Raw genomic sequence first — 12,503 nt, forward strand, 5'->3', positions numbered from 1 at the left:
AACTTGTTAACGTTGAGGGCAGAAAGCATTCTTAATCGCTGTGCTCCCCTGCCGCTGATGATCCTGGAGACAATCCGCCCCGCTATGCCACGCCCTTGGTTTCGTCTTGCTTTAGGGGTAATTTTTTTGGGATGCCTGCTGCTACGCCTGTGGCGGTTGGAGCAGTTTAATACTCTTGTATTTGACGAAATCTACTATCCGGTTTTTGCCAATCGCTACCTAACCGGGGAATTTGTCTATAACTCCCATCCCCCCTTGAGCCAAATCCTGATCGCCGTGGGGATGTGGTTAGCCAGTTGGTTGCCCGCTGAACCAGATACGATCAATGGGTTAACGGGAGCGATGCGCTCCACGTTTAGTTATCGTTGGTTGAATGCGATCGCCGGAGCCGCAATTCCCGTCGTCGGGGGCTTGATTGCCTATCACCTCAGCCAGCGGCGCAGTTTCGGGATCACTACTGCGCTGTTGCTCTCCCTCGATGGCCTGCTGTTGGTGGAATCCCGCTATGGTTTGAATAATATCTATTTGGTGTTGTTTGGCCTGTTGGGCCATTTGGCTTTGTTGCAAGGCTTGGGCGATCGCCCCCGCCCCACGGTAATCACCCGACGAGTACGCTGGTTCCGGGACTATCGGGGGGCCAAGTTTGCCCAGTTGCGGCGGTTGAGTGATTGGGTGAGCGATGGCCTCCGCTCCCGTCGCCCCCTTCAGCCGGAACAATATTTTATGTTGGCGGGGTTTTGGTTGGGCTGTGCCGCTGCGGTGAAATGGAATGGCTTAGGGTTTTTATTAGCCATTTATGGACTGTGGGCGATCGCCCACCTCCTCACCTGGATCGCCCCTCAAACCTTAGGCTTTCCCTGTAACCGTTTAGCCACCCTCACCCCCCTCAACATCGCCCTTTATTTTGGCCTGGTTCCCCTCCTCACCTATAGCCTCGCCTGGATCCCCCATCTGCTCCTCAATCCCCACCCCAACCTCTGGCAAGTTCATCGCCAGATCCTCGCCTTTCACCATGCCCTAGGCAGTGGCGCAGGCATACACCCCTATTGTTCCCCCTGGTTTAGTTGGCTCCTCATGTGGCGACCCGTCGCCTATTTCTATGCCACCGCCCGCAATTTTAGCGAGACTGTCCCCGCCTATCCCACCCTCCCCCCGGAAGCGGTGCAGGTGGTCTATGATGTCCATGGCATGGGGAATCCAATCCTCTGGTGGGGGGCAACGGCGGCGGTCGGCACGTTACTTTTGCGGGTATGGCAAGCTGACCCACAGGAACGGGGGATCAACTTCTATCTCCTCTGTAGCTATGGGGCGAATCTGCTCCCCTGGGCCAATGTCAGCCGCTGCACATTTCTCTATCACTACATGGCGGCCTTGATTTTCGCCGTTCTTGCCCTCGCCTACGCTTGCGATCGCCTCTGTTGGCAAGGCCCCCTAACCCGGTGGCCATGGGGTATCGGTTTAATCACCCTCTGTGCAGTGGCCTTCTGGTTTTGGTCGCCCCTCTATCTAGGCTTACCCCTATCTCCCCAAAGCTATCAATTGCGGATGTGGTTTTCCCACTGGATTTGATGGCTATTGGGAGGGGCTGGTTTGGGCTTGAGGGGGCCGCGACACAGAGCCGGGCCGTCGGGCCGTCACCTGCTCCAGCACCACTGCCAACGACCGAGCAAATTGGGGATCTTCCACCGTACCAATGCGATCATTATTTAATTGCAGTTCTTCCCGTTGCTCATCACTGAGTTCGACAACAATATCCGGTTTAATTTTTTTATCCTTCGTAATGCTATTGCCGTTGGGGGTGCGATATTCAGCGATGGTAACGGCTAAACCTGACCCATCACTCAAGGGCCGCACCGATTGCACCAACCCTTTACCAAAACTATCTGTCCCCACCAACGTAGCGCGGCGATTTTCCTGCAAGGCTGCTGAAACAATCTCGCTGGCACTAGCCGAACCCCCATCAATCATCACCACCAGGGGTTTATTGGTGATGGCGGTATTGTTGGCCTCTTGCCGTTCCACTTCACCACGCCGGTCATGGGTGGAGACAATGCGGCCGCGATTGAGCCACATCCGCGCAATATCAATACTGGCATTGAGTAGGCCGCCGGGATTGGAGCGCAGATCTAAAACGTAGCCCACCACAGCCCCCTCGCCTCGGATTGCTTCAAAGTCCCGCAATGCCTTGCGCATATCTTGGGTGGCGTTGGCGTTAAATTGGGTGAGGCGAATATAGGCGATATTTCCCGCTGGGGTGGATTCGACACGGGTGCGCACGGGATGAATTTCAATGCGATCGCGCCGGAGGGGGAATTCAATCTCCCGCTCTCCCCGGCGGATCGTCAGAATCACCTCCGTTCCCCGTTCCCCACGAATCAATTGCACCGCATCATTAACATCCATCCCCAAGGTATCCACATCATCAATTTTCATGATGATGTCCTTGGCGAGAATCCCGGCATTAAAGGCGGGACTGTCATCAATGGGGGAAATGACAATCAGGCGATCGCTCTCCTCATCCTTGGCGATCTGAATCCCCACCCCCGTTAGGGAACCGGAGGTATCAATCTGCATATCTTGAAACTCTTTGGGATCCATGAAGCGAGTATAGGGATCATCCAAAGTTTTGAGCATCTCCCGCACCGCTTCGTAGGCATCGTCTTGGCTGGTGTAGGAGCGTTCGAGGTATTCGGTGCGGAGCGATCGCCAATCCTGCTGGTTAAACGTCCCATCCACATAATACCGATTAATGATCTGCCACACCTCATCCACTAACTCCTTCGGGCTAGTGCTTAAGCTCAAAATCTGTCCCTGGGATAAGTGCAGTCCGGCTCCAGTCACCGCCACCGTCGTTAACACAAAGGCGGTTGCGCCAAGGACAAGTCCACGTTTTGCGAATACCATAAACACTCGTTGAGATGAGGAGTCACTTAACGCTACTCTAACACAGGATTTTACGAATGGCAGAAAGCCCTAATGCTGTTCATGGAACTTTCTTTGTCAAAAAAGCTCATCAGCAGTGCATTGTTTGCCATGACGGATGATCTGTTCCCCATCCTCGTTCAAAATAATGCATTCAGTACCCTTCGACTGGCCTTTTCTCCATTCCACGAAAACCCAGACAGTCAGAGCCAACAGCACAATAATTGCCACTAATCCCAGTTCTTGTAAGCGACGCTCCCAATCGGACATAAAAGATCCACCGTTGTTGACGCTGTTGTAGTAACAATTAAATGAATCATTCAAACATGAACGAGGATTCCTTCAAATTATAACAGGCTGGCGTGAGCCGTCAAAATCCTGTGTTTCATCCAGCATACAAATGTTCTTGTATGAATTTAATGGGGGCCCATGGGATGGTCAGCATCGATAGCAGCGATCGCCACAGCAGATCGTTGCAAAGATGAAACATTACAGGGGAGAAAGACGGGCAATCCGGGCTTGATAGCGGCCAGATTGTAACGAATGGTCAGCTAACCATTGGCGATCGCCCGGACTATCGGCCAACCAGCGCTCAATCACATCGCCCCAACGTACCGGAACCTGGAGAAACTCCCAAGCCGCTTGACTGTTTTGTGAAAGGGATGTGTAGAGGGAGGGGGAAGTGATTAATGCTTGAGCGCAACGGGCGATCGCCTCTCCATCCCCCGCCGGAAAAATCATCGCACTTTCCCGATGTTGCAAAATCCCCTCAAACATCGGATGGTCTGAGGCAATAATCGGGGTTCGGGATAATAACGCTTGGTTAATCGTAAAGGGAAAACCTTCAGGGTAGTTGTGACGACTGGAAATCAAAACCAAATCCGCTGCGGCCATCGCATCAATGACCTCAAAATTAGGAATGAGGCCGAGAAACGTAACCGCATCACTAATCCCCAAACTTGCCGCTTGCTGTTTAAATAAATCCAGATTCCCCTTTCCGGCAATTTTAAACTGAAGATTAATCCCCGCTTGGCGCAACTTTGCCACCGCATTAATCCCATCCCCCACACCTTTTTCAGGAATCACAGAACCCACATAAAACATCGTCCAAGGCTGGGTTTCAGAACAAGGGGGAAAAGGCTTAGATTCACGATTTGACCAAGTTTGCGGCCAATCCCAAGGGATAATTTTAGCGGGGTTAACGCCAATTTTTTGTAAGCTGTAACTGGAGTTAATATTGTGATTAAATACCCATTCAATTTGAGGATGATTAAACAGTTGTGCTGTGCGCCAATTTTTTAACCGTTCCCGCCAAGTGTTTTGGTGATAGGAATTAGCCAAGGCCGCAATGGTGCGCAGATCTTTTTGATGACTGGCCCAGCGCAGAATACTCATCATCGGCGCACGCACCATTAAATGGGTGGGCTTTTGGGCAGCAACCTTTGCCACTAATTCCCGATGTTGCTTGACGGGATCGGCTAAACCCGCTTCAATGACGCGACAACCATCGGGCAAGGTTTCTTCATGGGCTATTTCTGATTTACAGGTAAACACCGTTACTTGATGATGTTTACTCATCTCAGTAAAGCGCTCTACCATAAAGCTGTGACCGTGCCAGGTGGAGGGTTTGCCCGCTTGAATCCGATACCAGGCGTTGCGATAGTCCCCCGCATATAACACCAACATGAAATGCATCGTTCAATCTCCCTAGGGCTTCTATTTTTGAGGGTGAAGGCAGCAGTTCAACCGTAGGCATAGGGTGAACCGAAATAAAATGGGCGCATCTCACTTTTGATACTGTGGAATAACGACTAAGATCGTTACTACAAGCGTTTGTCGTGAGGAATTTAGTTCTCGCGCAATGAGATGCAACCAACACAATTACCGTTCACTGAGGAGTTCTTCCATATCCTTGCGTTCCGCTGGTTCTGTTAACGGTAAACTTTGGCGGGTATCGGTGATTAACCAATCGAGGGCGGCGGCTTTGACATCGATCGCCGCGCCGTTTTTATCGACACAATAGCGACCAAAGACTAATTTATCCACCAACCGCACCCCCGGCCCGAGGCGAGAATATTCAAAAATCACGCTATTATCCACCGTAGCCCCAGCGCAAATATGGCAACTGGGGCCCACCATTGCTGGGCCGATAATCGTTGCGCCATCTTCGATATAGGTCATGCTGCCGATGTAAACTGGGCCTTGAATATCTACTTTATCCCAATTGACCCGCACATTTAAGCCGGTATAAACCCCCGGTTGCTCTTGACGGCCGGGAATGTCTACGTTTTTAATATCCCCCCGCAACACGCTGCGAATGGCGTGCCAATAGTCGGGGACTTTACCAATATCCACCCATTCAAAATCCATGGCGACGGCATAGAAGGGCGCTCCCATTGCCACCAACTTGGGGAAGAGGTCGCCGCCAATGTCGTAGACTTGACCGGCGGGGATGTAGTCGATCACCTCTGGTTCAAAGATATAGATGCCGGTGTTGATCATTGTGCTGAGGGCATCTTCGACGGCGGGTTTTTCCTGAAAGGCTTGGACGCGGCCAGTGTCATCGGTGACGACGACTCCATAACTGGGGACTTGTTCTTTGGGGACGGTTTTGGTGATGATCGTGGCGATCGCCCCATGGGATTTATGCCATTCCACCGCAGCGGTGAGATCCAGATCGATCAGGGCATCGCCACAGAGCACCACAAACGTATCATCAAAAAAGGGCTTAAAATCCTGAATCCGTTTCAACCCCCCCGCAGACCCCAACGCCCGGCCCACCAATTGCCCATCGACAATATTTCCCTCAAAGGAATAGCCCAACTCCACGCCAAACCGCTGGCCATCGCGGAAATATCCCTCAATTTCATTGGCCAAATGGCTGACATTGACCATCACCTGATCAAAACCATGCTTGCGCAACAATTCTAGGAGAAATTCCATGACTGGCTTTTGCAAAATGGGAATCAGCGGTTTGGGGATCGTATAGGTAATGGGGCGAACCCTTGTTCCCTTCCCGGCTGCCAGAATCATGGCTTTCATGCGTACTTATCCTCGTTAACGTCGGTTCTCAACAAGCTTGGATGACTCCACCTGATTTTATCCCATCTTCCGAGACTGGCTTAGTGAATCAGGGGTTTTATCGAGAGGTCTTCGTAGAAGTGAGATTGAAATAGTTCTACCTTGGATTGGGAGGCTAAGAACAACAAGGCCCAAAACACCCCCACCCGCTCATGGGTGTTGGCCAGTTGGTGCTGAGATTCCGCCCACCATTGCACCAATTGATCGAGGGGGATGGTTTCCGTGGGGGCTTGATCGGCAAGGGCGGCCAGTTTTTGCTGATATTGAGGCAAGACCTCCCGCACAAAGATTTCCAGTTGGCTGGCCATTTCGGTGAGGTTTTCATCGTGGGCGAGGGCGGTGATGTGTTGGCGGGCTTCTTTGTGGCTGTAGCCTTTGGTTGGGGGGCGGGGGCGGGGGGGTTTGGTTTCCAGTACCTGCGCCATTTGTTGAATTTGGGTGATCAGTTCGTCGAGGGTGACGCGACGGCGGCGCAGGGGCGGGGCGGCGGGGCGGCGGCGGATGTGTTTTTCCATACGGGTGGGGAGTTGCCGCTCCGGGAGATCATTGAGGTCTTCGGGAATGTCTTCCGGTTCGGGTTCTAGGGGGATTTCGAGACTATCGGCTTTGAGGAGGACGAGCATGGAGGCCCAAAGGAAGGTTTGACCCGATCGCGGCAGATCTGCTTGTTCCTGATGGGGTTCTAAATCCCCACTGAGGGCTAATTTACTCAAATAGCGGTCAATGACATCAATCACCTGCACATCCCAGGGGTCAATTTCCCCCCGCTGGGCCAGGTCAACCAGGACGGCGATCGCCTCTTCCGCTAAATTAATACTCATCACTCAACCCCAAATCTGCCCCCATTTTCACTAATTTCTAGTCAAGGCGCAAAAAAACCTCCGCTGGGCGGAGGCATAGAGAGGAGTGGCCGATGATCAACAAACTCAAGCAAGATTGAGCTTTTTAAAGATCAAAATCAATGGGTAAACCTGTGGGGCTAGGGCGATTGGTCGGGGTGGTAGGGCGGGGGGCATTGGATCGTAAATTGAGTTGCTCACCTGTGCCGCGATCGGAAGGGGCTAGGAAAGGCCGCAGATTGATCCCCGCTAATCCCCTCGTGGGAGCCGGTTGACCAGCACCGCCACCGGGCAACTGTAAACCACCGGGTAATTGCAACCCACCCCCTAAGACATTACCTAAATCCCGGAGAATATCACCGCTCCCATTGTTATCCCGCAATGTGGGAACGCCTTGGGTTTGTTCGCCACTGTTGGCAAGGGTGAGGTTATTAAAAACGCTGTCACGGGTGGCGATCGCATCTTGCCCAGGGGGAACCGTCAACACAATCCGGCAAGCGGGATCATCTTCCGTCGTTACACAGATCACGTCGTAGCCGTTTTCCATCCCGGTGCGTAGTTCCACCAAACCATCGGGGCGGTATTCTTCCAAACGGCGGCTAATTTCCGCACAGCGACGCTCTGCCGACCAGCCCCCGCCTAATTCCCTGGGGGTTGCCCAGGCGTATTGCTGATTGGGTTGCTCCACGGGGCTATAGGCCACCGTGGGGGCCCCCGTCATCACTTGACAGCTAAACCGGGGATTTTCCACCGGCTCAACCACAACATCGCCCTCTGTGGGTTGCTCTGGGGCTTGGCTCCAACTGGGGGCAGCTTGGGCCATAACCCCTAAAAGGGTGAGGCTCAGAGTGGAGTAGAAAAGAGTCTTTAAATGCATAACAAATTTTAAGACGGGTAACGACAAGAGATTGAGTGACGGCAGAACTAACCCCAACCTGCCAAGACGTATAACTGAGCCATGAAGTTCCCAAAAGCCTAAGGGACTGAAGTCCTTTCTCTCCAAGGTTCGTCGTGAGAACTTCAATTCTCTCTCAAACGCACCCCATACACCCAGAAAAATCCCCCAATCTCTCAAAATATTGTGATTAAAATTCTTATTAAAAGTTCACACTTTTGTTCTGTTAAGACTTAGCCAAACTGAGGAAGGAGAGCGATCGCCTGTGTTAAGTTCAAGCTGGCTTGTTCAATGCAGAACTGTTGCGGTTGGGGGTCTACATCCCCCACTGGCGCAGGGGATTAACCATCATCCCCCTTGTGTACCACAGGGGCCGTGTTGAATCTTGCCTCCTCTCGTTTAGCTCAGTGGGTAGAGTGGCCGGCATGAACCGGCAGGTCGTGGGTTCAACTCCCACAGCGAGAACCAAAAGTTAGCTCACTGGTAGAGCATCAGACTGTTAATCTGACGGTTTTGGGTTCGATTCCCAAACTTTTTACCCCCGCTCCGGGTAGGAGCACCTCGTTTAGGACGAGTTTCACCCCGCTCCCTTGGCTGGAGGTTCAGCGCCAGCACTAGAGCAAGGAGCCAGTGCGATCGCCCCTCTAGGATGGCTTGAGTCTACCGCTTTGGGCCTGGGCTGGGCGGGCCAGGTGGGGATCGTTTCCCCCGGTTGCGTCTGCCTCAACAGTGCTAAACCGGAGATCCCAGCCCCCTAAGGGCGATCGCCCGCCCCAGATCTAGGAACCTCCTCCCCAGGGGAGCACCCCCAATTTCCCTATGTTTAGCCTGTTTAAAACCTTCTTTTCCTATGTTTGGCCTGCTAAAAACCTTCTACATCAAACCCCACGAACGTGCTTTTTTATTTGAGCGGAGTCATTTTCAAGGTATCCTCGGCCCCGGCCTCCATCGGCGTATGGGTTGGCATTGGAATATCCAAAGGTTTGATCTCAATGATCCCTCTCCTCAGATTGAAAATCTTGGATTTTTATTGCAGAGCGATCGCCCCACTTTAGAAAAATCATTAATCATTGTTGAAACCGCTTTTAATGAAGTTGCCTTAGTTCAAATTGGACGACATTGGCAGGTCATTACCGCCAATCAACAGGTCGTATTTTGGCGTGGCCTTGATCCCATCACGGTGCATCACTTTAACTTTGAGGTCAGTTTAGAGATTCCCGCTGAATTTGTCAGTCCATTACAACGATTGTCAAAAATTGCTGGCGTGCAATTTGTGCAAATTCCAGAGGGACGGATCGGCTTACTTTATGAATGGGGCAACTTTGTCCGCCCCCTTTTGCCGGGCAATTATGGGTTTTGGTCAATCCCTAACGGCGCAATGATCCGCACCTATGATCACACCCAACCCGATCCCCAATTTCCTGACCCCGACACCCTCCTGCAAGCCCATCTCGATTTCCTCCGCGATTACTGCACAGTGGCAGAATTGGGGGCGCAACAGGTGGCGATCGCCCGTCATCACCGCAAAGTCATTGCCATTTTGCCCCCCTGTAGCCGGAAAATTTTCTGGCGGGAAGTGAGCGTTGAAATCATCGACATTAACCATGGGAGTAAACTCTCCCCCGCCCTCAGTAAAGAACTGGTTTCAGGCTTAAGGGACGTGTTAGATCTCATCTTGCCCCATGTGCATATGATCGAAGTTCCCGCCCAACATTTAGGGCTACTTTATCTCGAAAGTGCCTTTCACAGTACCCTCGAACCCGGTTGGCATTTGTGGTGGAAATTTGGCCAGTCCTTAAAAGCAGAGGTGATAGATTTACGTTTGCAAACTCTCGAAGTTGCTGGTCAAGAAATCCTCTCTAAAGATAAAGTCCCCCTTCGCCTCAACCTCACCGCCGGTTATCGCATCACAGACCCCCTGCGGGCTAAATCTGAACTGGTGGATATTCCTGGTTTTCTCTATAAAGAATTGCAGTTTGCTCTACGAGGAGCAGTAGGGACAAAAACCCTCGATGAGTTGCTCGATGATAAGGGAGCAATTGATCAATCTGTAGCCGATTATATCCTTCAAAAAATCCCCAACTATGGCATTGAAGTGGAATCCGTGGGTGTGAAAGATATCATCCTACCCGGTGAAATTAAAACCATCTTGAGCCAAGTGGTAGAAGCGGAAAAAGCCGCCCAAGCCAACGTTATCCGCCGCCGGGAGGAAACCGCCGCCACCCGCAGTATGCTCAACACAGCGCGAGTGATGGAAAATAATCCAACGGCTTTGCGGTTGAAGGAATTGGAAATTCTCGAACGGATCGCCGACAAAATCGAGCGCATTAACGTCAATGGCAGCCTTGATAATTTGTTAACGGAGGTGATCCACCTCAGCCAAGCTCCAGCGGAGCCTTAAGGTTTCTGAGGCAGTCAAGACTGCTCGCAATCCCTTGCTACAAGCATCAGCCTGAAATCCCTACTCTTCAGATCAATAGATCATTCCCCTACTCTCGCACTGCTCCCGCCTGACAATCCCGCAACCATAATGTAATCGCCTGACCCATTATCCCCAAACTTGTTTCGCGGGGGGGCATTGGCTCTGTGTCTGGGCTGCTCTCCCCAAAGCGGGTGAAGAGATAAACCATGGCCCAACCTGTATCGGTAGGGGTGAGGAAAAGCCAATGGTAATGCTGACGGGTGAGGAGGCGATCGCCCCTAAACTGCTGCTCTAATGTCGTAAAAAACACCTGCCGAGTCTCCCCATCCTCAGCCCCCCCCAAAGGCAAGGGTTCAAAGTCTGTTTGGCCCGCCAATTGGACATAGGTGAGATAATCCGGGCCAGAGCGCGATCGCTGCATCACCCGATTCGCATAGCTGGGTAGATCGCTCAACAGTTTGGCGGTGAGCGGTTCAAAGTCTTGGGGACAGGCTTGGGCGTTGAGAGAGAAGCAGCAAGTGAGCAAGATCCCCCCCAACCCCGCTTTTAAACAATGCGCCCTCATCCCCCAACCCCCAAGGAGGGAGAAGGGGAGCCGGAAAGCCCGATCTTGCCTCCCCCCCTCCCATCTTTGGGAGAGGGGGACTGAGGGGGTGAGGGACTGAGGGGAGTAAAGAAGGCGCATTTAAAGGAGGGAGGAGAGGAGTTGATAAATGAGACGGAAAAGGGCGGTGATTAGGACTACAATGGCCGCTGCGAAAATTGCCAACAAAAGATAGCCCTTCAGTCCCGTTAAACCCAATCCCCCTAAAACTGCTCCCAAGGCTGCACTGCGATGGAACCACGGCACGAAATTCAGCAATCCCACCGTAATCCCCCCTAAAATGGCGAAATCCCACTTTTCTAAAAAGCGACGATATTGGCAATAGATTAATCCCCCCATGGCCATCCCCCAAAGGCCGATGCTGATGGGTGTGATCCCCTGGATTAAGCTGATCAAGATCATGAAAATTAAGGAACCTTCAAACCCGGTAAAGGCGGAACTGGCAAGGATTTCAGTTAAACCAAAGGGGGCGCGGGAGCCTCGGCGGGAGGGTTGGGGAATGGGGGCTGGTGGGGGGCCGGGTTGGGCGATCGCCGGCGCAGGGGGGGGCGGCGGTGCAACGGGGGCCGGGGCCGATGGGGGCGGTGCGGGAGCCGGTTGGGCAGCGGCTTGGGGTTTAGGGGTGAGGAAACGCAGCACATCCTCAGCGGATTGGAAGCGATCCTTGGGGGTGGGGCGCATCATCTTATCGAGAATAATCGCGAGGCGATCGCTCGCCTGGGGTGCAAAGCCCCGCCAATTCCAAGCATTGTTATAGGGATCAAACAGTTCTTGAGAGGGTTTCCCCGTTAACAGCACCAAACAGGTTGCCCCCAACGCATAGAGATCCGTTGAAGGGTACACCTGAGAACCTTGCATCTGTTCCGGCGGCGCAAACCCCATCGAATAGATCCCCGTCGAACGATTTTGCCCACCGCCCGCCGCTGCTGCTGTACTGGCCACCTGTTTCACCGCCCCAAAATCCAGTAAAAACAGCCGCCCCTGTTTGTTACGCATGATATTTGAGGGCTTAATATCCCGATGGATCACATCCCGACTATGGATAAACGCCAACACCCCCAAAATTTCCCGCAACACCTCCACCACTTCCCCCTCACTAAAGGGGCCCCGGGCCGCTAACTCCTGCTCTAGATCCTGACCATCAATAAATTCCTGCACCAAATAGAAAAACTGTTCATCCTGATTCCCTTGGCGGTTCGGTGTCACGAGGGGGAAAAAGGCAAAGGAATCGGGGATCTGTCGATGTTCCCGCCCCAAATCTTCCAAAACCGCCGCTTCGCGCTCAAAAAGGCCTTGGGCGATCGCCAACTGTTGGGGGGAAAGATTCCCCGCTGGTTGAAACTGCTTCACCACACATTGTCGTAGCGAGGTGGTATAGCGATCGCGGGCTAAAAACGCCGTCCCAAAGCCCCCCTGACCCAAGAGCTTCACCGGCAAATAGCGCCCCCCTAAAATCAGCGGCATCCCGCATTGAGTACAAAATTTTTGCTGAGTCGTTTTGAGCGTATTGGGATCATCAAGATCAGGAAAATGATTCCGTGAGCCACAACTAGGACGAGTACAAAGGATTTCCATGCGTCGGGAAAAATGGGGTATGAAGCGAATCCCGACCACCGGGAAACTTCTTCTCTAGCCTAGCGACCCAAGGGGGAATCTTCAATATCGTTGATGGAAGGAAAGAGGATAGAGGATAGAGAAGAGAGCGAAGTTGCAATCCTCACTCCTCCTTTTGATGGGCGT

At 52.5% G+C, this 12,503-nt stretch carries 10 protein-coding genes and 2 tRNA genes; 4 read left to right on the forward strand and 8 right to left on the reverse strand.

From position 1 onward, the window contains the following. The first annotated feature begins 57 nt into the window (after positions 1-57). Positions 58-1,569: a phospholipid carrier-dependent glycosyltransferase gene (locus VB712_RS11755; RefSeq protein WP_323254876.1), complete on the forward strand. Its 1,512-nt coding sequence runs from the start codon at positions 58-60 to the stop codon at positions 1,567-1,569. Positions 1,570-1,572: 3 nt separating this feature from the next. On the opposite strand, the gene ctpC is transcribed toward VB712_RS11755, so the two are convergent. The 6 genes from ctpC to VB712_RS11785 all read right to left on the reverse strand — a co-directional run bounded on the left by ctpC (position 1,573) and on the right by VB712_RS11785 (position 7,665). Beyond that, positions 1,573-2,904, reverse strand: coding sequence for a carboxyl-terminal processing protease CtpC (gene ctpC, locus VB712_RS11760; protein WP_323254878.1), 1,332 nt, complete (start codon positions 2,902-2,904; stop codon positions 1,573-1,575). A 96-nt stretch (positions 2,905-3,000) separates the two neighbouring features. Next, positions 3,001-3,192, reverse strand: a complete 192-nt coding sequence (locus VB712_RS11765; RefSeq protein ID WP_323254880.1) for a hypothetical protein — start codon at positions 3,190-3,192, stop codon at positions 3,001-3,003. Between the two features lie 219 nt (positions 3,193-3,411). Beyond that, on the reverse strand, positions 3,412-4,617 hold the full coding sequence (locus VB712_RS11770; protein WP_323254882.1) for a glycosyltransferase: 1,206 nt from the start codon (positions 4,615-4,617) through the stop codon (positions 3,412-3,414). Between the two features lie 186 nt (positions 4,618-4,803). Beyond that, the gene (locus VB712_RS11775; protein ID WP_323254884.1) at positions 4,804-5,964 is read right to left on the reverse strand and encodes an NDP-sugar synthase; all 1,161 of its coding nucleotides are present in this window, start codon (positions 5,962-5,964) and stop codon (positions 4,804-4,806) included. Between the two features lie 80 nt (positions 5,965-6,044). Continuing rightward, entirely contained in the window at positions 6,045-6,824 is a 780-nt protein-coding gene (locus VB712_RS11780) for a segregation/condensation protein A (RefSeq protein WP_323254886.1), read from the reverse strand. A 124-nt stretch (positions 6,825-6,948) separates the two neighbouring features. Then, entirely contained in the window at positions 6,949-7,665 is a 717-nt protein-coding gene (locus tag VB712_RS11785; protein ID WP_323254888.1) for a COP23 domain-containing protein, read from the reverse strand. A 465-nt stretch (positions 7,666-8,130) separates the two neighbouring features. On the opposite strand from VB712_RS11785, the gene VB712_RS11790 reads away from it, so the two are divergent. The 3 genes from VB712_RS11790 to VB712_RS11800 all read left to right on the forward strand — a co-directional run bounded on the left by VB712_RS11790 (position 8,131) and on the right by VB712_RS11800 (position 10,138). Next, positions 8,131-8,205: transfer RNA gene (locus tag VB712_RS11790), tRNA-OTHER, on the forward strand. Then, positions 8,204-8,275: transfer RNA gene (locus VB712_RS11795), tRNA-Asn, on the forward strand. Before VB712_RS11790 ends, VB712_RS11795 begins: the two co-directional genes overlap by 2 nt. 321 nt (positions 8,276-8,596) lie before the next feature. Continuing rightward, complete coding sequence (locus VB712_RS11800; RefSeq protein WP_416236332.1) at positions 8,597-10,138, forward strand: slipin family protein; 1,542 nt, start codon at positions 8,597-8,599, stop codon at positions 10,136-10,138. Positions 10,139-10,226: 88 nt separating this feature from the next. On the opposite strand, the gene VB712_RS11805 is transcribed toward VB712_RS11800, so the two are convergent. Continuing rightward, positions 10,227-10,724, reverse strand: a complete 498-nt coding sequence (locus VB712_RS11805; RefSeq protein ID WP_323254892.1) for a hypothetical protein — start codon at positions 10,722-10,724, stop codon at positions 10,227-10,229. Positions 10,725-10,844: 120 nt separating this feature from the next. Beyond that, positions 10,845-12,338, reverse strand: a complete 1,494-nt coding sequence (locus VB712_RS11810; RefSeq protein ID WP_323254894.1) for a serine/threonine-protein kinase — start codon at positions 12,336-12,338, stop codon at positions 10,845-10,847. Positions 12,339-12,503: the final 165 nt, after the last annotated feature.

The sequence above is a fragment of the Spirulina sp. CCNP1310 genome (assembly GCF_034932185.1).
GTDB lineage: Bacteria > Cyanobacteriota > Cyanobacteriia > Cyanobacteriales > Spirulinaceae > Spirulina.